Here is a 23,581-nt window from a genome sequence, read left to right as displayed (position 1 = left end):
TCGCACTCTTTAACGGTTGGGGTTAAAGCGGAATAAATGGATACTATCCTGGACGGGATATGTGCGGACGCTTTGTGATCACCTCGCCGCCTGCGGCCTTGCGGGAGATGTTCGGTTATATCGAGCAGCCGAATTTCCCGCCGCGGTATAATATTGCGCCGACCCAGCCGATCCCGGTGGTGCTGCTGCAGAATGGCGGCCGGCACTTTCAATTGATGCGCTGGGGCCTGATCCCGTCCTGGGTCAAGGACCCCCGCACCTTCTCGCTTCTGATCAATGCCCGCGCCGAGACGGTACGCGAGAAGCCGGCGTTCAAGAATGCGATCAGGCGGCGCCGCGCGCTGGTCCCGGCCGACGGCTACTACGAATGGCAGGATGCGGGCGGCCGCAAGCGGCCGTTCTTCATCCATCGCCGCAACGGCGAGCCGGTCGCCTTCGCCGCGCTCGCCGAATGTTGGATGGGGCCGAACGGCGAGGAACAGGACACCGTCGCGATCGTCACCGCGCCGGCGAGCCGCGATCTCGCAGCCCTGCATCACCGCGTGCCGGTCACGATCAGGCCGGACGATTTCGCGCGCTGGCTCGACTGCCGCACGGACGACGCCGATGAGGTGATGCCGCTGCTGAAAGGTCCCGATATCGGCGAGTTCGCCTGGTACCAGGTGACGACACGCGTGAACAGCTTTGCCAATGACGATGCGCAACTCACGCTGCCGATGACCGCCGAAGAGATCGCGGCGGAAGAGGCCCCACCGCCAAAGAAGGTAGTGCCGCGCAAGGTGGCGCCTCCGTCGGAGGATGACGGGCAGGGGTCGTTGTTCTAGAGGGCGCACGCACAACTCTCTCCATCCGTCGTCCTGGCGAAAGCCAGGACCCATAACCACCGAATTTGATTGTGAACGAGACCGTGGCCCCGGCGTCGTGCAACCAGTGACGCTTGGGGGAATGAGTCCCGGCTTTCGCTCTTGCGCATTCTGAGATATCTGCTGCCTTGAATGCAATCAAAGATTGTACTACGCTCGCGCAGCCACCGATTTTGTGACGTCATTGCTACACCGGAGATTGTCATGCAAGAGAGCGATTTGAAGCAGTTCGAAAGCCTGCCTCATTCCACATCGTGCCGGCTGATCGATTTCGATGACGTACGGGTTGTGCCCGGCATCGTGCCGAAATCCTTCATTCTGATCGTGTCGGGCACCAAGCCATGGGTGACGATGAAGGTCGAGCTGCACCCTCTGATCTACATCAGGCAGCCCGAATATTGGGGGATCGAGGTGGTCGGATGCCAGAGCGGCATCGGCCTGCCGCAAACCGCGCCCTATCAGGTCTCGCTCGACATTTCCCATCTGCTCGGCACCAAGGGCGTCGAGGTGGTCGGCGCCTCGACCAGGGAGCAGATCAACGTGCCCTGAGTTCGCCCTGAGTTTGCGGGCTGCAAAGCGCAAGCGTGCCATCGCGAACACGGCGAATGATGGGCAGGGCGCTCGGCGCGCCAACGTGAGGTGACCACGCCGGTCGGCTCCCTTCCTCTTGCGAGCTCGCAAGGGGAGGGAAACCTTCCGTTGCTGCTTCCCTCACTCGCGCGGAATCAGCGCCTCGAGCCTCGCCTGGACAAGTGCGATTGCCATCACCCCCTTAGCGAGGCGACGCCCTCGATCTCGATCAGCATCTTCGGGTCGGGCAGCGCCACCACCACGCAGGTGGTGCGGGCGGGATAGGGCGCCGGGCCAAGCGCGCCGGCATACAACACGTTCATCGTTGCGACGTCGCTTGCGCGGGTCAGCAGCACGTTGACCTTGACAAGATCGCGGATCGTCGCGCCGGCCTCGTCAAGCACGCGCTTGAAGTTGATCACGACATTGGCGAACTGCGCCTCGAAGCTGTCGGGCAAGTTGCGGTCGGCGTCGAAGCCCGGAATGCCCGAGATGAACAGCAGGTCGCCGACGCGAGCGCCGAACGAGAGCGGCGGCGCCTTGACGCCGGGCGGAGGAGGAAAATGCTGGATGGGCATGGTTCACCATTCTGTGTACGGAGCGCTTTCAAGCGACGCGAACTACCCGTCCGCGTGAAGGAAGCGCGTCAAAGCTAGGTTTTGGCCCGTGCAAACCGGGTTTCGCGTAAGAACACGCCCCGATGATAGGCTCCGCGGCGTCGGCGACAAGCTCAACTCTGTGTGCTCTTGCGGACACATCAATGGTGTCGCCCATCGGCTAGATTGGCGCGACTCGATCTGCCTCCCACTCCGCCTGGAGAATATCCCATGAGATTGTCGTCCGCCGCCCGCGCCGTGCTGTTTGCATTGGCGCTGCTCACCGGATCGTCCGCCGCGCTGGCTGACGAGGGCGCCGTGACGCTCGTGATCTTCAAGGGCGGCTGGGTGTTCGGCGGCTCCGCCGGCAAGGGCGTCATGACCTTTCACGGCAAGACCTACGGGCTGACGGCTGGTGGGCTGGATTACGGACTCGTGTTCGGCGGCTCCCAGACCACGTTGCAGGGACGCGTGCGCAACATCCGCCGTCCCCAGGACATCGCTGGCGTCTACGCCGCGGCGGGCGCCGGCGTTGCGCTCGGTGCCGGCGTGCGCGGCATCCTCTTGACCAACCCGAACGGCGCGGTGCTCGAATTGAGCGGCAAGCAGGTCGGGCTGATGGCCAATTTCGACCTCAGCGGGCTGGCGATTTCATTGAAGGAATAGCGGAGGCCATGAGCGACGCGTAGCCCGGATGGAGCGAAGCACAATCGGGGCCGACAATCTCCGCGGAAGCGGCCGTCCCGGATTACGCTTCGCTCCATCCGGGCTACGAGTTGATCCACTCCGCCAGCTCACGCCACGGCTGCAACGTCCACGCTCCTGACGCGGCGCCCGATGGCGACGGCAGCACGAATACGTCGGGAAAGCCGCGCAGTGGCGCCTGCCGGCCGAACGCGAGCGCGCTGGTCGGCCGGTGATAGAACAGGCTCGCCGCCTTCTTGCTGGTGAACGCGACCGTCTTCGGCAGATAGGTCTCGATCTTCGCCCGAAAGCCGATCACGTCGAACGACTGCCGCGCGATCTCATGATCCATCCCGGCGCCGGTCTTGGAGAGATCGGTGAAGCCGATGCCAAGCGCAAGCAGCGCCGCGAACTCATCCGGCCGGTAACGCCGCGGCGTGATCCCCGCTTCATGCAGCGCGCGCCAGAAGCGGTTGCCGGGATGGGCGTAGTAATGCCCGACCGCGGCCGAGCGCGTGCTCGCGGCGGTGCCGACGAAGACGAGGCGCAGGTTGGCGCGGAGCTGGTCGGGGAGGCGGTGGGAAACGTGGGACATCTGGCAGGATGGAATGGGTGACGCGTAGCCCGCGTGAGCGATAACGATATGCGGGATGGAAGACCCGGCTATCGCTATCGCTCATCCGGGCTACGTTTATCACGCCTGTTGCTCGAACCTGCTACTGCGCCGGCGCCTTGATCTTTTCCTCGGTCGCAACAGTCTCCGCTGCCCTGCCCGCGCGGACCATCAAGAACGCTCCCGAGAACCGCGTGCCCGGAATGCGCCAGCGGCCATCGATCTCCGTCGCCTCCGCATTGACCGTGCCTTCGTAATGCACCGTGTGGTAGCCGTAGCCCGGCGGCTCGTAGCGCTTGACGAACGACACCGTGCTGCCGGCGCGATGGCCCGCAAGCGAGGCGTTGTGGGTGCTGAGCGGACAGCCGGGCGTCACGCAGGGCTCGGTCACGCTGCCGCTGACCGCGCCGCGGGCCTCGATCAGCGTCGCCAGGAAGGTCACCATGCCGGCGCCCGGCTGAACGTAGCTGCCGTCCCAGACACCGGTCAGATTGTCGGTCATGGCGATCCCAGATCAGGTATGGACGATGCCTAGCCCGCATGAGCGCAAGCGACATGCGGGATGGATCCAAACCCTGGATATCGCCTGCGCTCATGCAGGCTACGCGAGGATCGATCTGGTGTGCGCAGCGCCTCAACGCAAGTTGTGCGTCTGATCCCACGTTGCCTGCTTCGGCAAAAGGGTCTGTAATCGATCTCAATAGATCAAGAAGCCGGAGCGGAAGCATGGGAGAGGCCAAGACCCATTACGAGGTGATCGTCGTCGGCGCCGGCGTCGCGGGTATCTACCAGATCAAGCGGCTGGCCGATCTCGGCATCGACGCCACCGTGCTCGAAGCCGCGCCCGATCTCGGCGGCACCTGGTACTGGAACCGGTATCCCGGCTGTCGCTTCGATTCCGAAAGCTACACCTACGGCTTCTCGTTCTCGCGCGAGCTGCTCGACGAGTGGCACTGGAAGGAGCGCTTCTCCGGCCAGCCGGAGAACCTGCGCTACCTCAACTACGTCGCCGACAAGTTCGATCTGCGCAAGCATATGCAGTTCAATTGCAAGGTCGAGGCGATGCGGTTCGACGAGACGCGCGATCTCTGGCACCTTGTGGTCAGCGACGGCCGCGAGCTGACCTGCCGTTTCGTGGTGCTCGCGATCGGATTGCTCTCGGCGCCGACCATGCCGCGCGTGCCCGGGATCAGCGACTTCAAGGGTCGCTCCTTCCACACCTATTACTGGCCGCACGAGCCGGTCGACCTCGCCGGCAAGCGGGTCGCGGTGATCGGCACCGGCGCCACCGGCATTCAGCTGATCGGCGAGATCGCCGACAAGGTCGGCGAGCTCACCGTGTTCCAGCGCCGCCCGAACTGGAGCGCGCCGCTCAACAACGGTGCGATCTCGGAAGCTGAAATGGCCGACATCCGCGCGCGCTACGACGAGATCTTCGCCGCCTGCGCGGTGACGCCGGGCAGCTTCGTGCATGGACCGCAGAGCCAGGGTTTCTACGAGGTGAGCCGCGAGGAGCGGCTCAAGCTGTGGGACAGGCTTTATGATGAGCCAGGCTTCGGCATCTGGCTGGCGAACTACCGCGAGATCTTCATGGACGAGGCCGCCAACGCCGAGCTGTCCGAATACATCGCCGGCCGCATCCGCCAGCGCGTGAACGATCCGAAGGTCGCCGAAAAGCTGATCCCGCGGGATCACGGCTTTGGCGTGCAGCGCCTGCCGCTGGAGACCAACTACTTCGAGGCCTACAATCGCGACAACGTGCATCTCGTCGATCTCAGCGAGACGCCGCTGGTCCGCGTCACCGAAACCGGCCTGCGCACATCGGCACGCGACTACGAGTTCGACATCATCGTCTACGCCACCGGCTTCGACGCCATCACCGGCGCCTACGACCAGATCGATATCACCGGCGTCGGCGGCGAAAAACTGGCCGACAAATGGAAGCACGCGCCGTCCACCTTCCTCGGCATGCTGGTCCACGGCTTTCCGAATTTGCTGATGCCGACCGGCCCGCAAAGCGCGTCGGCCTCGACCAATTTTCCACGCGGCATCGAGAACGGCGTCGGCTGGTGCACCGATCTGCTGAAATACATGTGGGACCGGGGCTACACGCGTGCCGACGCCACACTGGAAGCGCAGGAGCGCTGGACCGCGCATGTCGCCAAAATGTACGAGATCATGCTGATGCGGAAGGCCAAGTCGTGGTTCACCGGCTACAACTCCAACGTCGCAGGGCACGAGGAGGGCACGGTGCGGTACTTCGTGTACAACGGCGGCACGCCGAAGTTCCTGGGGATCATCAACGGCGTGGCGGCGAAGGGGTACGAGGAGATTGAGTTTCGTGCTGGACCGCGGGACGGTATGCGAGCGGCTGGCGCCAGCGTGTCGGCATAGTTCGTAGCCCGCGTGAGCGGCTTGTCCGCCATAGCTCGAAGAGCGACGGCGGAAGCGACACGCGGGAGAGATGCAGCCCCGGATATCGCTGCGCTCATCCGGGGCTACATCGTCAAACAAAGAGCCAAAGCGCGATGAGGATTGAACCACCTCATTGCGCTATAGTTAGGTTAGCGAAGTGTCACCTTCTTGCTGAAGGCGGCGAATGCCGGTTCCGCCTCTGCCACAAACAAAAAGACCGGGCACTCGGGCCCGGTCTCGTGTTCAGCGGGAGTGCTGTAGCCTCACAACACCCGATTGCTCTCCTTCACCTTGTCCGCATCGAGATACACGCTGCTCCCCATCTCCTTGAACTTGGCGCTCATCTGGGCCATCCCCTGTTCCTTGTCGTTGAGCGTTGCGGCGTAATCCCGCACGTCCTGGGTGATCTTCATCGAGCAGAACTTCGGGCCGCACATCGAGCAGAAATGCGCGACCTTGTGGGCTTCCTTCGGCAGGGTCTCGTCGTGGAAGTTCTTCGCGGTGTCCGGGTCGAGCCCGAGATTGAACTGGTCTTCCCAGCGGAAGTCGAACCGCGCGCGGCTCAGCGCATCGTCGCGCAGTTGGGCGGCGGGGTGGCCCTTGGCGAGATCCGACGCGTGGGCGGCGATCTTGTAGGTGATGACACCGGTCTTGACGTCGTTGCGGTCGGGGAGGCCCAGATGCTCCTTCGGCGTGACGTAGCAGAGCATGGCGCAGCCGAACCAGCCGATCATCGCCGCGCCGATGCCCGAGGTGATGTGGTCGTAGCCCGGCGCGATGTCCGTGGTCAGCGGCCCGAGGGTGTAGAACGGCGCCTCGCCGCATTCCTTGAGCTGCTTGTCCATGTTGATCTTGATCTTGTGCATCGGCACGTGGCCGGGACCCTCGATCATGACCTGGCAGCCCTTGTCCCACGCGATCTTGGTGAGCTCGCCGAGCGTCTCGAGCTCGGCGAATTGCGCGCGGTCGTTGGCGTCGGCGATCGAGCCCGGGCGCAGGCCGTCGCCGAGCGAGAACGAGACGTCATACTTGCGCATGATGTCGCAGATCTCCTCGAAATGCGTATAGAGGAAGCTCTCCTTGTGGTGCGCCAAACACCACTTCGCCATGATCGAGCCGCCGCGCGAGACGATGCCGGTGACGCGCTGCGCGGTGAGGTGGATGTAGGACAACCGCACGCCGGCGTGGATCGTGAAGTAGTCGACGCCCTGTTCGCACTGCTCGATCAAGGTGTCCTTGTAGAGCTCCCAGGTCAGCTTGACGGGATCGCCGTTGCACTTCTCCAGCGCCTGGTAGATCGGCACGGTGCCGATCGGCACCGGCGAGTTGCGCAAAATCCATTCGCGGGTGGTGTGGATATTGCGGCCCGTGGAAAGGTCCATCACGGTATCGGCGCCCCAGCGGATCGCCCACACCATCTTGTCGACCTCTTCCTCGACCGACGAGGTCACCGCCGAGTTGCCGATATTGGCGTTGATCTTGGTCAGGAAGTTGCGGCCGATGATCATCGGCTCGAGCTCGGCATGGTTGATGTTGGAGGGGATGATGGCGCGCCCGCGCGCGATCTCGCTGCGCACGAACTCCGGCGTGATGAAGGCCGGCACCGCGGCGCCGAAGCTCTCGCCGTCGGCGAGCGCAGCCTCGGCACGCTCCAGCTGCTGCTTGCGGCCGAGATTCTCGCGCTCGGCGACGTAGATCATCTCCTTGGTGATGATGCCGGCGCGGGCAAACTCAAGCTGGGTGATCTTGTGGCCGTCGAGCCCGCGCAGCGGCTTGTGATGCGCGTTGAAGGCCTTGGCGGCATGGGCGGCGCCGACATTGCCGTTATCCTCCGGCTTGATGTCGCGGCCCTGATATTCCTCGACGCCGCCGCGCTCCTTGACCCAGGCGAGGCGGTTGCGCGGCAGGCCGGTGTTGACGTCGATGGTCACGGCCGGGTCGGTGTAGGGGCCTGAGGTGTCGTAGACCGGCAGGTTCGGCTCGCCGGCGCCCTCGGACAGCATGATCTCGCGCAGGGGCACGCGCAAGTCGGGCGCGGCTGACGGCGTCGCGAAGATTTTGCGCGAGGCAGGGAGCGGACCGGTGGTGACGGCGGGACGGGTGTTGTCCGGGTTGGAGCGGATATTCATGAGGGATCCTCCTTCTTAACTGTTGTAAATGCTGTTGACCTCGTCACCCTGAGGTGCTCGCGCAGCGAGCCTCGAAGGGTCGACGAGCCGAGCCGTCGACCCTTCGAGGGCCGCTGAAGAAGCGGCCACCTGCAGCGACAAAGGCGAAGCCTTTGCGCGAGGGTGACGGGTTGAATAGTGTGCGACGCCGCGCATCACGCGGCCTCCGCTTCGAGGCCGAGCCACTGCCGCACCCGCGCGTCGGGGTCGGCGTTCTGGGTGACATCGGAGACGACGGCGATCGAGTCGGCGCCGGCCGCGAAGATCTCGGCCGCGTGCTCGAACTTGATGCCGCCGATCGCGACAAGGGGGATCGCGCCGATCCGTTTCTTCCACTCCGTGATCTTGGGAATGCCTTGCGGCTCGAACCGCATCGACTTCAGCGTGGTGAAGAAGATCGGACCGAGCGCGACATAGTCGGGCTTGGCGGCGAGCGCGGTGGCGAGCTCGGCATCGTCATGGGTGGAGATGCCGAGCGTCAGCTTGGCGTTGCGGATCTCGGCGAGGTCGGCGGCCGCAAGGTCCTCCTGGCCGAGATGCAGATGCTCGGCGCCGGCGACGATCGCCGCGCGCCAGTAATCGTTGACCACGAGCTTGGTCGGCGTGCCCTTGGTCACCGCGAGCGCGTCGGTGACGATCTGCAGTGCTGCGCCGTCGTCGAGCTCCTTGGCACGGAGCTGGATGGTGCCGACGCCGAGCTTGGTCAGGCGCTCGACCCAGGCGACCGTGTCGACCACGGGATAGAAGCGATCAGGATACGGCATGCCAGAACGGTGTCCCAACGACAGGGGTGGAGGGGGAGGCGAAGTCGCGGGCCTCCATCAGGCCGGCTTCATAGGCGGTGCGCCCGGCTTCGACGCCGAGGCGGAAGGCATTGGCCATCGCGACGGGATCGGCGGCCTTGGCGACGGCAGTGTTGAGCAGCACGGCGTCGTAGCCGAGCTCCAGCGCCTCGGCGGCATGCGATGGCGCCCCTAAGCCGGCATCGACCACCAGCGTGATGTCGTGCAGCCGGTCACGCAGCAATCTCAAGGCATCGCGGTTGATGATTCCCTTGGCGCTGCCGATCGGCGCGGCCCACGGCATCACCACCTTGCAGCCGGCGTCGACCAGGCGCGAGGCGACCGACAGATCCTCGGTGCAATAGGGAAACACTTCAAAACCGTCCTTGATCAGGATGGTCGCGGCTTCGACGAGGCCGACCACGTCGGGCTGCAGCGTGTCGTTGTCGGCGATCACCTCGAGCTTGATCCAGGGCGTGCCGAACAATTCGCGCGCCAGCTTGGCGGTGGTGACGGCCTCCTTGACGCTGCGGCAGCCGGCGGTGTTCGGCAGCACGCTGACGCCAAGCTCGCGGATCAGCGACCAGAACGCGTCCCCGGTCTTGCCGCCCGCGGCTTCTCGTCGCAATGAAACGGTGACGATACTCGCGCCCGAGGCGCGGATCGCCGCCTGCATGATCGCGGGCGAGGGGTACAGCGCCGTGCCGATCAGAAGGCGGGAGGGGAAGGATTTGCCGTAGAAAGTGACCATAGATCCGTGTCTCTCTGCTCTCAGCCCCGCACTCGATCGTCGTCCCGGCGCAGGCCGGGACCCATACTCCGCGGCCCTTCAATGGGGCGCACGGGGCGCCGTTCTTTCCGACGATTCCCGGTCGTGGTTATGGGTCCCCGCCTGCGCCGGGGCGATGTGGGGAGAGAGCCTGTGCGCATGCCCATCACCCTCCCTGCCGCGGCGTGATGATCTCGATTTCGTCGCCGGCCTTCAGCGCGGTCTCGGCCCAGCGGCTCTTCGGCACCACGTCATAGTTCAGCGCGATCGCGAAATGGGTGCCCTCGTAGTCGAGCTCGCTCAAGAGCGCGGCGACGCTGGCTGCGCTGATCTCCCGCTGCTCGCCGTTGACGATCACGCGCATTGCATCACCTCATTGTCGATTTCGCCGCGCGCGAGATAGGCGAGCGTCAGCTCGGCCAGCGCCGGCGCCAGCAGGAAGCCGTGACGGTAGAGTCCGTTCACCGTGATGCGTTCCGGCTCGATCCTGATTTTGGGCAGATTGTCGGGAAATGCCGGCCGCAGCCCGGCGCCGAATTCGACGATGCGCGCCTCGCCGAATGCCGGATGCACGACATAAGCGGCGCCCAAGAGCTCGAGTGCCGAGCGGACGCTGACGCCGGTATCCTCGGCCTCGATCGAGGTGGCGCCCAGCATGAAGCGGCCGTCGCCGCGCGGGATCACGTAGAGCGGCCAGCGCGGATGGATCAGCCGCACCGGGCGCGCCAGCTCGACCTCCGGGGTCTCGATGATGATCATCTCGCCCTTGACGCCGCGCAGGCCACGCTCACGGTCGCGCGCCGAAAGGCCGCGGCAGTCGATCACGAGACCGTCGAGATCGCCGGCCTCGGCCTCGCTGCCGAAGCGGATAGCGCCGCCGGCGCGCTCGATCGCTGCATGCAACTGCGGCAGCACGCGGCGCGGCTCGACATGGCCCTCGCCCGGATAGAACAGGCCATCGCGGAAACGGCCCTCCAGCGACGGCTCCAGCTCGCCGATCCCTTGCGCATCCAGCCGACGGTGGCCGCTGGTCATGCGGGCGAAGCGCTCGAAATCGGCGCGGTCGCGCGGATGCGCCACCACCAGCGAGCCGTTGAACGGGGTTTTGGGAAAATGCCGCCGCCACAGATCGAGCGAGCGGATGCCGAGCCGCGAGATCGCGGGCTCGGCGCTCTCGGCCTCGCACCACGGCGCGAGCATGCCGCCCGCCCAATGGCTTGTGGATTCCGTCATCGCGGCGTCACTGCGCTCATGCAGGGTGACGGCACGTCCGGCCTCTGCGAACAAGAGCGCATGCCAGGCGCCGGCTATGCCTGCGCCGATGATGGAGACGGGGGAATCCCCCCGCGGTCTTGACGTCTGATACATCCCTGTCCCTTCGCCGGCATGACCCGGATCAGGTTCAAAGGGTCACCGCGGTCCCGGACTTGCCGCCACTCTGGCGGGTCCAAGCTTGCGGTATCTCAGCTCCTCCTTCGGAGCACCCCTCGGAACGGCCCCAATGTAGGCGGATGGCTGGGCGTGTCAACGTGTATGCAGGAACTGCACGGCGCGATGTGCCGCCGCCTTCGGCGTATCGGGTGCGGTTGCGCTGCCGCAGCGCGCGTCGTTATGGTGGTGAATAGTAAGTGGTGAAGCGTGAGCCGGCGCCCGCATCGTGGCGGGCTGTCAGCGCCGTCACCCCTTATTTTGCAGCCTGTTCCGGCTTGGCCTCGGCGGTCTCGGCGGTCACCTGATCCTGCCGGGCAAGCTCCTTCGGCGGTGCACTCACGCCGCCGTGCTTCGCCTCGTTCAGGTGCATGCCGCGCTGGCGCTTTGCGACATAGTAATACCCGCCCGCGAAATAACGCACGGCTCGATCATGATTGCCGCCTGCGGCGCGGAACGCGCCGGCGAGGTATTTAATGCCGTATTTGAGATTGGTCGCAGGGTCGCGCAGCCCCTCGGCGGTGCCGGTGTAGCCGAGCCCGCGCGCAGTGCCGAGCTTGATCTGCATCAGCCCGATGGTGCCGCCCGCAATCGCGGCGATCCAGGCAACAGTCTGAGAGATCGTCATGTCTGGTCAATCGGGCCGGTCAGGTTCGGCGGTTTCATTGGTACGGCGAGCGGGCAGGAATATGGCAAAGCCGTGCAAAATGGAACCGACGCGTACGTGATTTTGCGGAATCGCAGATGACGCGCAAAGCGCTGCAAATTGTCAGGATCGATTTTCCCGTATGTCGCACGCAGCGGATTGTCGTGCAAACGACTCAACAAAGGTCTACACTGGCAAAGGCGACGTGCAGGGGTTTCAGTCAGCACGATTGTCCATTCCAAGCATAAAAAGGATTTCTACTCGGGAGATGCGCCATGACTCGTCAGGATTTGGCCCGCCAAGATCTTGGTTTCATGCCTCGTGAAAATCCCTGTGCGCAATGCGGCAAGCCGATCGCGCGGCCGGACTGGGTCGAGCATGGCGACGGCCGCACGTCCTACCTGTGGCATTGCCGCGCCTGCAATTACCGTTTCGAAGCCATCGCGATCTACGACGACGTCCAGCTCACGCCGCTCGCTGCCTGAGCGCAACGAGTGACCTGATCAGGCCGCGGATTTCTGCAACTGCTGCGGCTGCTTTCGTGCGGGCAGCTCGATCCGCACCACGAGCCCGTGCGGCTTGCGGTCGTGCAGCGACAGCGTGCCGCCATGGGCGAGCACAATGGCGTTGGCGATCGACAGCCCGAGGCCGAAGCCCTCGTCCTCGTCCATGTTGCGCGCCTGGTCGCCGCGCACGAATGGCTCCAGCACGCTCGCCTTGTGCGCATCCGAAATGCCGGGGCCATCGTCTTCGACGTCGATGGCGAGGCGGTCGCCTGCGACGTCGAGCCGGACCGCGACCTCGCCGCCGAAGCGTACCGCGTTCTCCACCAGATTGGTGATGCAGCGATGCAGGTCGGCGGGCCGCGCCGTCGCCATCGCATGCTGCGGGCCGATGTAGCCGACCTTGTGGCCCATATCGGCGAACTGGTCGGTGACCAGATGCAGCGTGCTGGCGATGTCGACCAGCGTCATCTCCTCCAACTTGCGGTCATTGCGCAGGAACGACAGCACCGATTCCAGCATCGAGCGCATCTGGTCGAGGTCGCGCAGCATGCGGTGGCGATGGGTCTCGTCCTCGATGAACTCCGCGCGCAGCCGCATCCGCGTGATCGGCGTGCGCAGATCATGGCTGATCGCGGCCAACGTCCTAGTGCGGTCGTCGATCAGTGCGGTGATGCGCTCGCGCATCCGGTTCAGCGCTTTCGCCAGCGAGCGGATCTCTTCCGGACCGCGCTCCGGCAGCGGGGCAGCGGCACCGTCGAGGCTGAAGGTCTCCGCGGCCCTGACGAAGCTCGACAGCGGCGCCGTGAGCGCCCATGCCGCCCACAGGCTCAGCAGGGTGACGCTGATCACGGCGAACAGCACCGTCATCAGCCACGGCCCCGTCCAGAATGGGCGCATGTGCTGGTCTGGTACCAGGTTTGCGGCGATCATGTCGCCGTCGGGGAGGCGGATCGCGATGCGGCGGGTCTCGCCGTCATGCGGCGTGACGCCCGCCTCCCGCGGCAGCAGGAAGACGCGATAGCCGGCGCCCAGCCGCCGCAAGGCGTGGAGGCTCTGCGTGTCGGGGTCGGCCATCGGGACGGTCTCGTCCGGCAGGTCGCCGACCGCAAGCTGCGGGAAGGCGCGCGTGATGTCGGCCGCGAGCCGCGGCCGCTCCGACGCTGGAGCACGTCCCAGCAGCTGTGCGGCGGCGGCAAGCTGGGTGTGCCAGCGATCCGGCGGGTCGGCCTGGTCGGGCCGATGGATCAGGAAGGTCGCGGTGATGATCAGGTGCAGTGCGACGATCGACACCACCACCAGCGCCGCCATCTGTGCGCCGATACCGCGCAGTGTCAGGACGCGCAGCAGCTTCATGACCATTATCAGTTGCTCGCAGCGGCAACCGCCTCCACCCGCGGGGTGAACACATAGCCGCCGGAGCGCACCGTCTTGATCATGGTGGCCTCCTGCGGGTCGGGCTCGATCTTGCGGCGGATGCGGCTGACCAGAACGTCGATCGAGCGTTCGAACGAACCGGCGCTGCGGCCCTGGGTCAGGTCGAGCAGGCTGTCGCGCGACAGCACGCGGCCGGGCCGCTCGCAGAACGTCCTGAGCAGGTCGAACTCGGCGCTGGTCATGGCGACGCGCGCACCCTCCGGGTTGCGCAGCTCGCGCAAACGGATGTCGATCTTCCAGCCGAGGAAGGTCAGCACTGTCGCACCCTCGATCGCGCTGGCGTTGCGCGCGGCAGCCTGGCGGCGCAGCACCGCGTTGATCCGCGCCAGCAGCTCGCGCGGGTTGAACGGCTTTGCCAGATAATCGTCGGCGCCCATCTCGAGGCCGAGGATGCGGTCGACGTCCTCGCCGCGCGCGGTCAGCATGATGATCGGCGTCTGCGATTCCGCGCGCACCTTGCGGCACAGGCTGAGCCCGTCCTCGCCCGGCAGCATGACGTCGAGCACCAGCAGGTCCACGCGATGATCGGTCATCGCGCGGGCCATCTCGCGTCCGTCGGAGGCGGTGGTGACATGACAGGAATTGGTGCGGAGATATTTTGCGATGAGGGTCCGCGTCTCGCGGTCGTCCTCGACGACAAGGATGTTGGGCGTGGCCTGGGTCATACCCTTCTTTGTGTCCATGATTCGGGGAAAGTGGCTCAGGAATTTTGTTTCGGTTTGTTTCTGAAATCTTGCCCGACAATGGACGCTAACGAGTCGTCTGCGTGGTGAAAAGTTAGCGTTCTGTCATCAAACTAATTCATTGAAACAACGGGACAATCTCGCCAATTCGGATTTCGGGCGCGGCCGTCGCCGCCAGCCGCGCGCGCTCGCGATGCCCGCCGGGCAACCGGCCTTTTACAGGTGTGCTGCGGCGACCATGCGGCGCGCAAAAAGCCAGGAGGCGGCTGCCGGACCGGGGGCGGAACCGGCTCTCCGGCAACGCGTTGATTCATCTCTGCGAGTCGAAAGGCTGGGAGGGTGAAATGGCTGTCGAGGTCAAGACCAGGCCGCATCAGCTCATTGCAAGCGATCGCGTCGAAGGCACGGCGGTGCGCCGGCCCAACGGTGACATGATCGGCCATATCGAACGGCTGATGATCGACAAGATCTCCGGGCAGGTGTCGTACGCGGTGCTCAGCTTCGGCGGTTTCCTCGGCATCGGCACCAACCTCATTCCGCTGCCCTGGGGCAGGCTGCACTACAACCCGAAGTTCGAGGCCTACGAGCTCGACATCGAAGATGACGAGCTGAAGCGCGCGCCGTCGTTCCGGGCCGACAAGGATTTCGACTGGGGCGACCGTTCACAGGAGGTCGAGCTGCATCGCTTCTACGGCGTCCCGCCCTATTGGGGCGGCTTCTGACCGCGCACGTTGCCTGCGCGCGCTGTCGCGATCGTAGGCGCATTGCGCGCCGGCGGGCACGCTGTGCCACGCGATTCTAGGGTTCACTTGCCAAGATTCGGTTCACTTGCCAAGATTCGCGTGCCAAGGGGCGCGATTTCGCTGGCAGTTGTCTCGGCTTGACGCACGTTCCCTCGAAGAAGGGCGGTTTTTTCGTCGCATCTTTCGTAGGAACACTTACGAAGATTACGGGTTCTCCATGTATCGATTTTGCGAACTGAGGAGAGCCACCGATGTTAGTCAAATCATTCGTCGCCGGCGTTGCCGGCTCGGCGATGCTTGCGGCCGTTGCGTTTGCGCAGACGCCAACCGACACCAAGAGTGACAAGACCAATGCGTCACCGCCGCCGGCGAGCACAACGACCAGCACAACGTCGACCTCGTATACGGGCAACTGGCGTACGTCCAAGGTCGTCGGTCTCAGCGTCTACAACGACAAGAACGAGAGCGTCGGCTCGATCAATGACCTGCTGATGGAGAAGGGCGGCGCGATCAAGGCGGTCGTGGTCGGCGTCGGCGGCTTCCTCGGCGTCGGCGAGCACCTGGTTGCGTTGCCGCTCGACAAGGTGAAGTTCGTCAACGAGCCGGTCGCTTCAACGAGCGCCAGCACGTCGAGCCCGGGCAGCACCAGCAAGACGACGACGACGACGGGCGCCGCACCTGCGGCATCGACGTCGAAGCCGAATCCCTGGTACCCGGACCACGCCGTGATCAGCGCGAGCAAGGACGAGCTGAAGGCGATGCCCGAGTTCAAGTACTCGACCGACTAACGCGTATCGCATCAAATCAAGGCAGAGCGCGCCCGGTGCCGCCGGGCGCGTTTTTGCGTCCGGGTACGTAAAACCTGAATCAAGGGCCTAAGGGTTGAGTCAGGTAACAGGCACTTTCGAATCTCAGGCCATGCAGGTCTGCCGCTGAAGAGGGGTCCTGAGGTCGCTGAACCGGCGGCTCTCTCGCCGCTATAATCAAGCCTCAACGAATTGGGCTTAGGTCTTCATCCCTCACACGGGTGAAACATGATCGGCGAGACGGATCGAGAGAACGGCAATTCCTCAGTGGCTCGAATTCGCGGGCGGTATCCGCAGTACACGCGGCGCCGGCTGGAGCGCTTTGCCGAACGGCTGCAGCGCAGGATTCACAGCGATCGCGTCAAGGTCACCTCGATCGAGCTGGCCGGTCCGACGGAGCGGATCAGCCTCGCGGAGGCGCTCAAGCTGGACTACCGGCCGGTCGAACTGGGCCAGCCGCTGGGGCCGCTCTGGGCGACGTATTGGGTCCGCGTTGTGGCCAAGGTGCCAGAGGACTGGGCCGGCTCGCGCGTCGACCTCTATTGGGACAGCCGCTCGGAGGCCCTGGTTTGGCTGGACGGGCGCTCGACACAGGGACTGAATCCCGGCCGGCACGTCGCCCCGCTCATCTCATCGGCACGCGGCGGAGAGACTCTCAGCCTCGTCGTGGAGGTCGCCTGCAACGGCCTGTTCGGCGCGTTCGGAAGCGACACGCAAGCCTACGCGCTGGCGGCGTGCGAGCTGCGCCGCTTCGATCCGGAGGCCTGGTCGTTCTATTTCGATTACGACGTGCTGCGCCAGCTCGAGGCCGACCGGGATCCGTCGACCAGGAGCAGGGCCTACGGCGCCGTTGGCGAGAGCGCGCAACCGGCGCTGGACCGCACCTGGGCGGGGCGGCTGCTGCACGATCTCAATCGCGTCTGCAATATCGTCGATCCCGACGACCGCGCGACTTGGCCGGCGGCGCGGGCTATCCTCGACGAGTTGCTCGCGGCGCGCAACGGCACGATCGCTCACGAGATGACGGCGATCGGCCATGCCCATCTCGATACCGCTTGGCTGTGGCCATTGGCGGAAACAAGGCGCAAGGCGCAGCGCAGCTTCTCCACGGCGGTCAGGCTGATGGACCGCTATCCCGATTTCAAGTTCGCCTGCTCGCAGGCCTACCAGTATCTCGTGATCGAGCAGAACGATCCCGACTTGTTCGCCCGCATCCGCGCCAAGGCTGCGGCCGGCCAGTGGATCCCGGTCGGCGGCAGCTGGGTCGAGCCGGACTGCAATCTGCCGTGGGGCGAATCGATCTGCCGCCAATTCCTGTACGGCCAGCGTTATTTCGAGCGCACCTTCGGCGCACGCTCCACCGTGTTCTGGAATCCCGACGTGTTCGGCTACGACGCGCAGCTGCCGCAGCTGATGCGCTCGGCGGGAATGGCGCGCTTCCTGACCCAAAAGCTGTCGTGGAACAAGTTCACCTCGCCGCCGCATCACAGCTTCCACTGGCGCGGCCTCGACGGCACCACGGTGCTGGCGCATTTCCCGCCCGCGGACACCTACAATGGCTCGACGCAACTCGCCGAGCTTCGCTATCACGCCGCCAATTACAAGGATGCCGACCGGTCGCCTGATGCACTCTATCTGTTAGGCTACGGCGATGGCGGCGGCGGCGCCGATGAAACCATGCTGGAGACGTTGCAGCGCACGAAGGATCTGCAAGGGCTGCCGAGGATTCAAATTCGCACGGTCGACGAATTCTTCGACCGTCTGGCAAGGTCCGCAGAAAATTTTGCCACGATCGAGGGCGAGCTCTATCTCGAATATCACCGCGGCACCTACACCACACAGGCCGAGATCAAGCGGCTCAACCGCGCCTGCGAGGCCGGCCTTCAGGCGCTGGAATTCGTGACCAGCGTTGCGGCCGCGTGGCGCAAGCCGGCGCCGTCGGCGGAGGAGATCGAAGCGCTCTGGCGCACGCTGCTGGTCAACCAGTTTCACGACATCATCCCGGGCAGCAGCATCGGCGAGGTCTATGAGCGGACCGAGGCCGAGCTCGCCGGCGTCGAGGAGGAGGCGAGGCGCCGCACGCGCGCCGTGCTTGATACACTTTGCGAGACGGGCGAGGGCGGCTGGACGCCGGTCAATACGCTGGGCAGCGCGCGTGCCGGAATCGCCGCTGATCCCGACGGCATGCTTCATCGTGTCGTCGCCGCGCCGTTCGCCGCGGGAGAGACGACCGCGATCGATGAGCGCGTCACCGTCGTGTCCGATGCCGACGGTTTCGTGCTGACGAATGCGGTCCTCGCGGCGCGCGTCGACCGCGCCGGTCACGTCCGCTCGCTGGTGCATTTGCTGACCGGCCGCGAGACCATGGCCGCGCCCGGCGCCCGCTTCCTGCTGCTGGAAGATCGGCCGCTCGACTTCGAGGCATGGGATATCGATCCGTTCGCGCTGGAGACTGCGCGCGAGGCGACCGGAGAGGTCGCCTGCGAGGTGGTGCTCGACGGTGGGCTGCGCGGCGAGATCCGTTTCAAGCGCAAGCTCGGCCGCGCCAGCCATCTGTCCCAGGTGATTCGCCTCGATGCCGGTGCCGATCACCTCGCGTTCGAGAGCACGGTCGACTGGCAGGAGCGCAGGACGGCGCTCAAGGTGATGTTTCCTGTCACCGTGCGCGCGCCGCATGCGACCTATGAAACCATGTTCGGCGCAACCGAGCGGCCGACGCACGCCAACACGGATGCCGATGCGGCCAAATACGAGGTTCCCGGTCATCGCTGGGCCGACATCGGTGAACCCGATTTCGGCGTGTCGCTGTTCAGCGATTGCCGGCATGGCTATTCGACCTCAGGCAATCAGCTCGCACTGACGCTGTTGCGCGGACCGATCTCGCCCGATCCGGAGGCTGATATCGGGCTGCACCGGATAGGCTATGCGATCTATCCGCATGCCGGCGACTGGCGCACTGCCGACACCGTCGGCAAGGCACTTCGCTTTGCCCGACCGGTGCTCTGGATCAACCGACGTCCAGCCGAGCCGCTGCGGCAGTCGTTCCTGAAGGCGTCTTCGCTCAACGTGGTCGTCGATACGATCAAGCCCGCCGAGGACGGCGAGGGCTGGGTCGTGCGGCTCTATGAAAGCACCGGCGCTCACGCCGCCGTGACGTTGGAGTTCGGCGTCGATATCGCTGCGGTATGGACGAGCAATATCCTGGAAGACCGGATCGGCGCCCTGGCGGTCGAGGGGCGGACGTGCCGTCTGCCGCTGCGTCCGTTCCAGATTGTGACGCTGCGCGTCCTGGGAGCCTGATCGGGTGCAGCCGGCAGGCCGATCGGCTTTCCGGCATCCCACTGATTTTTCTGGCAATTTTTGCGCGACACGGATAGTTGAAGCGTTGTGATCAAATGTATCGCATCCGATTAAATCGGAATACTTGAAATTGACCGACAGCATTCCTTTATCAGGCGCGAGCGAATTAATCGCATGCGATTAAAATCGCAAGGAGCGCGATCATGATCACCACGATTTCTCATGCGGCCAAGGCGGCCCTCAAAACCGTTGCGCTGGCCGCGGCGCTGTCGGCCTTCGCGGCCACGGCCGCCTCGGCCCAGGCTGCGATTTCCGAGCCGGCTGCGTATCAGGCGCTGTATCCGTACCGCGACGTCCTCAACGGCGGTGCACCGACCCGTGCAGCCGCTCTTGTGCTGCAGCCGCCGGCGGTGTTGCAGGCGATTCAACAGCGGGAGGCCGGCATCGGCATCCCCGCCGAACTGCCGCGCCATCGCCGCCATCACCGGCGCTGAGTAAACAGGGAACCGCTTTCGACAACACAACGCCGCCTGCTTGAAATACGGCAGGCGGCGCCGGTTCTAGCCCCGGGAAGGATAATGCAAAATCCCGGCGCCTATAGGTCAACCGGTCCACGCCGAGGTTCACGTTTGGAATTGGCAATCCCGAACTTGTGATGTTCGGGATTGCGGGTTTGTCATCTTCTCGCTCCGACAAAATGCCGGGGCACGGAAAGTGTTCAGTTCGACTTCACCAACGGACAGCCGCCCTTGTCGAGCGGGCGGAACGCCTCGTCGCCGGGCACGGTGGCGATCAGCTTGTAGAGGTCCCACTCGCCCTTCGATTCCTCGGGCTTCTTGACCTCGAACAGGTACATATCGTGCACCATGCGGCCGTCGATCCGGATGTGGCCGTTCTTGGCGAAGAAGTCGTTGATCGGCGTCTTGCGCATCTGCTCCATCACTTTCGGCGCCTCATCGGTGCCGATGGCCTCGATCGCCTTCAGGTAGTGCATGGTCGCCGAATAGAGGCCGGCCTGGATCATGGTCGGCATGTGGCCGACCTTCTCGTTGAAGCGCTTCGAGAAGGCGCGGGTCTCATCATTCATGTCCCAGTAGAACGCGTCGGTGACGATCAGGCCCTGCGTCGCCTTGATGCCGAGCGAATGGGTGTCGGTGATCTCCTGCAGCAGCGCGATCATCTTCTGGCCGCCCTGGGTCAGGCCGAACTCGGAGGCCTGCTTCAATGCGTTGGTGGTGTCGCCGCCGGCATTCGCCAGCGCCACGACCTTGGCTTTCGACGCCTGCGCCTGCAGCAGGAAGGACGAGAAGTCCGACGAGTTGAGGGGATGACGCACGTCACCGAGCACCTTGCCGCCGCTTTCTTTGACGACATTGGCGGCGTCGCGCTCCAGCGCCATGCCGAAGGCGTAGTCGGCGGTGACGAAGAACCAGGTGTCCTCGCCGCGCTTGACCATCGCCTTGCCGGCGACGTTCGACAGGGCATAGGTGTCGTAGGTCCAGTGCACCGTGTTGGGCGAGCAGGCCGTGCCGGTGATGTCGGAGGAGCCGCCGCCGGAATTGATGTGGATCTTGTTCTTCTCGCGCGTCAGCGCCGAGATCGGCAGCGCGACCGAGGAGGTGGGGACGTCGAAGATCGCATCGACCTTCTCGTTGTCGTACCAATTGCGCGCGATGTTGATGCCGACATCAGGCTTGTTCTGGTGGTCGGCCGAGACCATCTGGATCGGCACGCCCTTCACCTTGCCGCCGTAATCGGCGATCGCCATCTCGACCGCGGCGACGGACCCCTTGCCGGTTGCGTCCGCATAGAGGCTCGACATGTCCGTGAGCACGCCGATCTTGACGACATTGTCCGAGATCTGGGCGTTGGCCGCGCTGCCTGAGGCCGCGAGCGCAAGACCGGCCGCCGCTGCGGCCAAGAGCGATTTCATGATTGTTCTCTCCCTGACTTTCTTGTTGAGGGGTGCTTCCACGACGCCCTTCTATCCGGTGCGGCAAGCTGTCGCAAAGCCGACTTTTTGCGCAATCGTTGCGACGTCGGGGCGCGGGCCCGGCATCGGAGTGCCGGGTTACCTCGCACGTTCGCGAGTTTCTGCTTGAACGTCGGGCGCGCTTGCCTGATGCTTCGATGCGCTGCGCTCGCTGGGTATTCTTCGCGAACCTGAACGCAATCTCGCTATCTCCACTGCAAACTCCCTGGAGGCTCGCATGCCGAATGCGAACGTCGTTCTGGGCAATGATGGCATCAACGACCTCAGCGGCAGTGCTGGCCGCGACCTGATCTACGGCTTCGATCCGAACGGAGCGCAGGGCAATGTCGGCTCGATCACGGCAACCCGCGTCGCAACCGGACTGACCGGCGCACTCTATGCCACCGCGGCTCCGGGCGACTCGGGGCGGCTGTTCGTCGTTCAGCAGAACGGCACGGTGCGGATCGTCGATCTCGTCACCGGGCAATTGCTGCCGACGCCGTTCCTGACCGCGAATGTCGATGCCAATGGCGAGCGCGGCCTGCTCGGCCTGGCGTTCGACCCGGACTATGCAACCAACGGCTTTGTCTATGCCTACATGACGGTGACGACGGGCGGCGCGCACAACGAGATCGTGCGCTATCACGTCAATCCGGCAAATCCCAATACCGTGGACGGCATGACGACGGTCATGAGCCTCGGAAATCTGTCCAGCGCCACCAACCACAACGGCGGCTGGATCGGGTTCGGCCCCGATGGCTACCTCTACGCGGCGGTCGGCGACAACGCCAATGGCAACAATGCGCAGACCGCGGCCAACCTGTTCGGCAAGATCGTGCGTATCGACGTTCATGCCGACGCATTTCCGGCAGACCCCAACAAGAACTACGCCATCCCGTCCGACAACATGTTCGTCGGCACGGTGGGCGCCGCCGCCGAAATTTTCGCGCTCGGTCTTCGCAATCCATTCCGCGACAGTTTCGATCGCGGCACCGGCGAGTTCTACATCGCCGATGTCGGCGCGAGCAGCTGGGAGGAGATCGACATCGGGCGCGGCGGCCGTCTACACGCTGCGCTACGACGGCAGCGCCTGGGTTGCGACCGACCGGACGTCGCAGATCCATACCGACGTCGGCGTCATCTCGTTCCCGACCTCGTTCGGCGAGGATGCCAGGGGCAATCTCTACATCGTCACCAATGGCGGCGACGTGTTCCGGCTGACGCCGGAGGTGGTCTCGGCAGACCAGGGCGACCGGTTGCGCGGCCTTGGCGGCGACGACATGATGTTTGGCGGCTCGGGCAACGATCTCCTCGATGGCGGCACCGGTGAGGATACGACGACCGGCGGAGCCGGCGCCGATCGCTTCGTGTTCGCGCCGGGCTATGGCTCTGACATCATCAATGACTTTGCGGCAGGCGCCGGCAGCGGCGACCGGATCGGCCTTGCCGGCTTCGACGTCCACTCGCTCTCCGGCGTCCTCGCGCATGCGACACAGCTCGGCGCCGACACCGTGATCGACGTTGGCGGCGGCGACAAGCTCACGCTGCTCGGTGTCACCAGGTCCAATCTCGCCGCGGATGATTTCGCGTTCGACTCGATCGGTCAGAGCGATTTCGGCGGCAATGCCCGTGACGACATCCTCTGGTTCCGCGACAACGGCGCCGTCTCGGTCTGGGACGATGCGCAGATCGGGACCGCGCATCTCGTCGGCTCCGGCATCGCCGCCGGCTGGCACATTGCGGCCAAGGCCGATTTCGACGGCGACGGCGCCAGCGATGCGCTGTGGCAGAACGCCAACGGCGCGGTCTCGATCTGGGATAGCGCGCAGGCCGCTGGTGCGCATATCGTCGCCAGTGCGGGCCTCGTTGCCGCAAGCTGGCACATTGCCGGCACGGGCGATTTCGACGGCAACCATCATGACGACATCCTGTGGCGCAACGACAACGGCGCAGTCTCGATCTGGAATGACGGCCAGATCGGCGGCGCGCACATCATCGCCAGTGCCGGCACCGTTCCCGCCGGCTGGCACATCGCCGGGACCGGCGATTTCAACGGCGATGACCGCAGCGACATCCTGTGGCGCAACGACAACGGTGCGGTTTCGATCTGGGATAGCGGCCAGGTCGCCGGCGCGCACATTGTGGCTTCGGCAGGCGTGGTACCGAACGCGTGGCGGATCGCCGGCACCGGCGACTTCGACGGCAATGGCGTCAGTGATATCCTGTGGCGCAACGACAACGGCGCGGTTTCGATCTGGGATAACGGTCAGATCGGCGGCGCGCACGTTGTGGCCTCGGCAGGCGTGGTACCGAACGCGTGGCAGATCGCCGACACCGGCGACTACGACGGCAACGGCCGTAGCGACATCCTGTGGCGCAACGACAATGGCGCGGTGTCGATCTGGGACAACGGCCAGATCGGCGGCGCACACATCATCGCCGCCGCGGGCGCGGTCTCCAACGACTGGGATATCGTCTAAAGCATGATCCGGAAAAGTGCGAAGCGGTTTTCCCTCGCGACAAACGCGGAACGCGTTTGCGCGGAGATCATGCTCAAACAAAACGCTAAGGCGCGATGATGATTCAACCGAATTTCATCGCGC

The 23,581-nt window shown here is 64.8% G+C and carries 22 protein-coding genes, 1 pseudogene and 1 riboswitch; of the genes and pseudogenes, 11 read left to right on the top strand and 12 right to left on the bottom strand.

The window, feature by feature from the left end:
• Positions 1 to 59 precede the first annotated feature (59 nt).
• Both J6500_RS10515 and J6500_RS10510 read left to right on the top strand, forming a co-directional pair.
• Positions 60 to 824 carry an SOS response-associated peptidase gene (locus J6500_RS10515; protein ID WP_225712613.1) on the top strand — a complete coding sequence of 255 codons (765 nt, stop codon included), beginning with the start codon at positions 60 to 62 and terminating at the stop codon, positions 822 to 824.
• A 243-nt stretch (positions 825 to 1,067) separates the two neighbouring features.
• Entirely contained in the window at positions 1,068 to 1,412 is a 345-nt protein-coding gene (locus J6500_RS10510) for a hypothetical protein (RefSeq protein WP_225712612.1), read from the top strand.
• A 215-nt stretch (positions 1,413 to 1,627) separates the two neighbouring features.
• Here J6500_RS10510 and J6500_RS10505 read toward each other — a convergent pair whose 3' ends face one another.
• Complete coding sequence (locus J6500_RS10505; RefSeq protein WP_225712611.1) at positions 1,628 to 2,011, bottom strand: RidA family protein; 384 nt, start codon at positions 2,009 to 2,011, stop codon at positions 1,628 to 1,630.
• A 249-nt stretch (positions 2,012 to 2,260) separates the two neighbouring features.
• Here J6500_RS10505 and J6500_RS10500 point away from each other — a divergent pair, with 249 nt between their 5' ends.
• The gene (locus J6500_RS10500; RefSeq protein ID WP_225712610.1) at positions 2,261 to 2,695 is read left to right on the top strand and encodes a hypothetical protein; all 435 of its coding nucleotides are present in this window, start codon (positions 2,261 to 2,263) and stop codon (positions 2,693 to 2,695) included.
• A gap of 103 nt (positions 2,696 to 2,798) precedes the next feature.
• On the opposite strand, the gene J6500_RS10495 is transcribed toward J6500_RS10500, so the two are convergent.
• Both J6500_RS10495 and J6500_RS10490 read right to left on the bottom strand, forming a co-directional pair.
• Positions 2,799 to 3,308, bottom strand: coding sequence for a mismatch-specific DNA-glycosylase (locus J6500_RS10495; protein ID WP_225712609.1), 510 nt, complete (start codon positions 3,306 to 3,308; stop codon positions 2,799 to 2,801).
• A 121-nt stretch (positions 3,309 to 3,429) separates the two neighbouring features.
• On the bottom strand, positions 3,430 to 3,828 hold the full coding sequence (locus tag J6500_RS10490; RefSeq protein WP_225712608.1) for a hypothetical protein: 399 nt from the start codon (positions 3,826 to 3,828) through the stop codon (positions 3,430 to 3,432).
• 224 nt (positions 3,829 to 4,052) lie between these two features.
• Between J6500_RS10490 and J6500_RS10485 the strand changes: the two genes are divergently transcribed.
• A complete protein-coding gene (locus J6500_RS10485; protein ID WP_225712607.1) occupies positions 4,053 to 5,720 on the top strand; it encodes a flavin-containing monooxygenase in 1,668 nt (555 codons plus the stop codon).
• 284 nt (positions 5,721 to 6,004) lie between these two features.
• Here the strand turns inward: J6500_RS10485 and thiC are convergent, their stop codons facing one another.
• The 6 genes and pseudogenes from thiC to J6500_RS10455 all read right to left on the bottom strand — a co-directional run.
• Positions 6,005 to 7,870 carry a phosphomethylpyrimidine synthase ThiC gene (gene thiC, locus J6500_RS10480; protein WP_225712606.1) on the bottom strand — a complete coding sequence of 622 codons (1,866 nt, stop codon included), beginning with the start codon at positions 7,868 to 7,870 and terminating at the stop codon, positions 6,005 to 6,007.
• Positions 7,871 to 8,064: 194 nt separating this feature from the next.
• Positions 8,065 to 8,673 (bottom strand): thiamine phosphate synthase, encoded by a 609-nt coding sequence (gene thiE / locus J6500_RS10475; RefSeq protein ID WP_225712605.1) that lies wholly within the window; start codon positions 8,671 to 8,673, stop codon positions 8,065 to 8,067.
• Positions 8,660 to 9,442 carry a thiazole synthase gene (locus J6500_RS10470; RefSeq protein WP_225712604.1) on the bottom strand — a complete coding sequence of 261 codons (783 nt, stop codon included), beginning with the start codon at positions 9,440 to 9,442 and terminating at the stop codon, positions 8,660 to 8,662. Before J6500_RS10470 ends, thiE begins: the two co-directional genes overlap by 14 nt.
• A gap of 184 nt (positions 9,443 to 9,626) precedes the next feature.
• Positions 9,627 to 9,824 carry a sulfur carrier protein ThiS gene (thiS, locus tag J6500_RS10465; protein WP_225712603.1) on the bottom strand — a complete coding sequence of 66 codons (198 nt, stop codon included), beginning with the start codon at positions 9,822 to 9,824 and terminating at the stop codon, positions 9,627 to 9,629.
• Positions 9,815 to 10,828: an FAD-dependent oxidoreductase gene (locus J6500_RS10460; protein WP_225712602.1), complete on the bottom strand. Its 1,014-nt coding sequence runs from the start codon at positions 10,826 to 10,828 to the stop codon at positions 9,815 to 9,817. Before J6500_RS10460 ends, thiS begins: the two co-directional genes overlap by 10 nt.
• Positions 10,816 to 10,958: riboswitch (TPP riboswitch) on the bottom strand. Its footprint overlaps the gene before it by 13 nt.
• Positions 10,959 to 11,144: 186 nt before the next feature.
• A pseudogene (locus J6500_RS10455) lies at positions 11,145 to 11,474 on the bottom strand (lytic transglycosylase domain-containing protein); the annotation flags it as partial.
• 335 nt (positions 11,475 to 11,809) lie between these two features.
• Here J6500_RS10455 and J6500_RS10450 point away from each other — a divergent pair.
• Positions 11,810 to 12,019: a hypothetical protein gene (locus J6500_RS10450; RefSeq protein ID WP_225712601.1), complete on the top strand. Its 210-nt coding sequence runs from the start codon at positions 11,810 to 11,812 to the stop codon at positions 12,017 to 12,019.
• Between the two features lie 18 nt (positions 12,020 to 12,037).
• Here J6500_RS10450 and J6500_RS10445 read toward each other — a convergent pair whose 3' ends face one another.
• Positions 12,038 to 13,393: an ATP-binding protein gene (locus J6500_RS10445; protein WP_225712600.1), complete on the bottom strand. Its 1,356-nt coding sequence runs from the start codon at positions 13,391 to 13,393 to the stop codon at positions 12,038 to 12,040.
• A gap of 8 nt (positions 13,394 to 13,401) precedes the next feature.
• Positions 13,402 to 14,139: a response regulator gene (locus J6500_RS10440; RefSeq protein ID WP_211981910.1), complete on the bottom strand. Its 738-nt coding sequence runs from the start codon at positions 14,137 to 14,139 to the stop codon at positions 13,402 to 13,404.
• Positions 14,140 to 14,501: 362 nt separating this feature from the next.
• Between J6500_RS10440 and J6500_RS10435 the strand changes: the two genes are divergently transcribed.
• The 4 genes from J6500_RS10435 to J6500_RS10420 all read left to right on the top strand — a co-directional run bounded on the left by J6500_RS10435 (position 14,502) and on the right by J6500_RS10420 (position 19,500).
• On the top strand, positions 14,502 to 14,879 hold the full coding sequence (locus tag J6500_RS10435; RefSeq protein ID WP_225712599.1) for a PRC-barrel domain-containing protein: 378 nt from the start codon (positions 14,502 to 14,504) through the stop codon (positions 14,877 to 14,879).
• 272 nt (positions 14,880 to 15,151) lie between these two features.
• Positions 15,152 to 15,688 (top strand): PRC-barrel domain-containing protein, encoded by a 537-nt coding sequence (locus tag J6500_RS10430; RefSeq protein WP_225712598.1) that lies wholly within the window; start codon positions 15,152 to 15,154, stop codon positions 15,686 to 15,688.
• 246 nt (positions 15,689 to 15,934) lie between these two features.
• Positions 15,935 to 19,006 carry an alpha-mannosidase gene (locus J6500_RS10425; RefSeq protein WP_225712597.1) on the top strand — a complete coding sequence of 1,024 codons (3,072 nt, stop codon included), beginning with the start codon at positions 15,935 to 15,937 and terminating at the stop codon, positions 19,004 to 19,006.
• A 203-nt stretch (positions 19,007 to 19,209) separates the two neighbouring features.
• A complete protein-coding gene (locus J6500_RS10420) occupies positions 19,210 to 19,500 on the top strand; it encodes a hypothetical protein (protein WP_225712596.1) in 291 nt (96 codons plus the stop codon).
• Positions 19,501 to 19,724: 224 nt separating this feature from the next.
• Here the strand turns inward: J6500_RS10420 and J6500_RS10415 are convergent, their stop codons facing one another.
• Positions 19,725 to 20,939, bottom strand: a complete 1,215-nt coding sequence (locus J6500_RS10415) for an ABC transporter substrate-binding protein (RefSeq protein WP_225712595.1) — start codon at positions 20,937 to 20,939, stop codon at positions 19,725 to 19,727.
• A 277-nt stretch (positions 20,940 to 21,216) separates the two neighbouring features.
• Between J6500_RS10415 and J6500_RS10410 the strand changes: the two genes are divergently transcribed.
• The gene (locus J6500_RS10410; RefSeq protein WP_225712594.1) at positions 21,217 to 22,308 is read left to right on the top strand and encodes a PQQ-dependent sugar dehydrogenase; all 1,092 of its coding nucleotides are present in this window, start codon (positions 21,217 to 21,219) and stop codon (positions 22,306 to 22,308) included.
• A complete protein-coding gene (locus J6500_RS10405) occupies positions 22,259 to 23,458 on the top strand; it encodes a VCBS repeat-containing protein (protein WP_312018211.1) in 1,200 nt (399 codons plus the stop codon). The genes J6500_RS10410 and J6500_RS10405 overlap by 50 nt, the downstream gene beginning before the upstream one ends.
• The last annotated feature ends 123 nt before the right edge of the window (positions 23,459 to 23,581 follow it).

The sequence above is a fragment of the Bradyrhizobium semiaridum genome, from assembly GCF_020329505.1.
GTDB classification, from domain to species: domain Bacteria; phylum Pseudomonadota; class Alphaproteobacteria; order Rhizobiales; family Xanthobacteraceae; genus Bradyrhizobium; species Bradyrhizobium semiaridum.
This window is presented reverse-complemented; position numbering and strand designations above follow the sequence as displayed.

Coding starts and splice junctions, on each gene's coding strand:
- J6500_RS10450 (WP_225712601.1), top strand. CDS start 11,810: ATGACTCGTCAGGATTTGGCCCGCCAAGATCTTGGTTTCATGCCTCGT.
- J6500_RS10440 (WP_211981910.1), bottom strand. CDS start 14,139: ATGACCCAGGCCACGCCCAACATCCTTGTCGTCGAGGACGACCGCGAG.
- J6500_RS10490 (WP_225712608.1), bottom strand. CDS start 3,828: ATGACCGACAATCTGACCGGTGTCTGGGACGGCAGCTACGTTCAGCCG.
- thiE (WP_225712605.1), bottom strand. CDS start 8,673: ATGCCGTATCCTGATCGCTTCTATCCCGTGGTCGACACGGTCGCCTGG.
- J6500_RS10410 (WP_225712594.1), top strand. CDS start 21,217: ATGCCGAATGCGAACGTCGTTCTGGGCAATGATGGCATCAACGACCTC.
- J6500_RS10495 (WP_225712609.1), bottom strand. CDS start 3,308: ATGTCCCACGTTTCCCACCGCCTCCCCGACCAGCTCCGCGCCAACCTG.
- J6500_RS10445 (WP_225712600.1), bottom strand. CDS start 13,393: ATGAAGCTGCTGCGCGTCCTGACACTGCGCGGTATCGGCGCACAGATG.
- J6500_RS10415 (WP_225712595.1), bottom strand. CDS start 20,939: ATGAAATCGCTCTTGGCCGCAGCGGCGGCCGGTCTTGCGCTCGCGGCC.
- J6500_RS10420 (WP_225712596.1), top strand. CDS start 19,210: ATGATCACCACGATTTCTCATGCGGCCAAGGCGGCCCTCAAAACCGTT.
- J6500_RS10500 (WP_225712610.1), top strand. CDS start 2,261: ATGAGATTGTCGTCCGCCGCCCGCGCCGTGCTGTTTGCATTGGCGCTG.
- J6500_RS10470 (WP_225712604.1), bottom strand. CDS start 9,442: ATGGTCACTTTCTACGGCAAATCCTTCCCCTCCCGCCTTCTGATCGGC.
- J6500_RS10510 (WP_225712612.1), top strand. CDS start 1,068: ATGCAAGAGAGCGATTTGAAGCAGTTCGAAAGCCTGCCTCATTCCACA.
- J6500_RS10460 (WP_225712602.1), bottom strand. CDS start 10,828: ATGTATCAGACGTCAAGACCGCGGGGGGATTCCCCCGTCTCCATCATC.
- J6500_RS10425 (WP_225712597.1), top strand. CDS start 15,935: ATGATCGGCGAGACGGATCGAGAGAACGGCAATTCCTCAGTGGCTCGA.
- thiC (WP_225712606.1), bottom strand. CDS start 7,870: ATGAATATCCGCTCCAACCCGGACAACACCCGTCCCGCCGTCACCACC.
- J6500_RS10435 (WP_225712599.1), top strand. CDS start 14,502: ATGGCTGTCGAGGTCAAGACCAGGCCGCATCAGCTCATTGCAAGCGAT.
- thiS (WP_225712603.1), bottom strand. CDS start 9,824: ATGCGCGTGATCGTCAACGGCGAGCAGCGGGAGATCAGCGCAGCCAGC.
- J6500_RS10430 (WP_225712598.1), top strand. CDS start 15,152: ATGTTAGTCAAATCATTCGTCGCCGGCGTTGCCGGCTCGGCGATGCTT.
- J6500_RS10485 (WP_225712607.1), top strand. CDS start 4,053: ATGGGAGAGGCCAAGACCCATTACGAGGTGATCGTCGTCGGCGCCGGC.
- J6500_RS10405 (WP_312018211.1), top strand. CDS start 22,259: ATGATGTTTGGCGGCTCGGGCAACGATCTCCTCGATGGCGGCACCGGT.
- J6500_RS10515 (WP_225712613.1), top strand. CDS start 60: ATGTGCGGACGCTTTGTGATCACCTCGCCGCCTGCGGCCTTGCGGGAG.
- J6500_RS10505 (WP_225712611.1), bottom strand. CDS start 2,011: ATGCCCATCCAGCATTTTCCTCCTCCGCCCGGCGTCAAGGCGCCGCCG.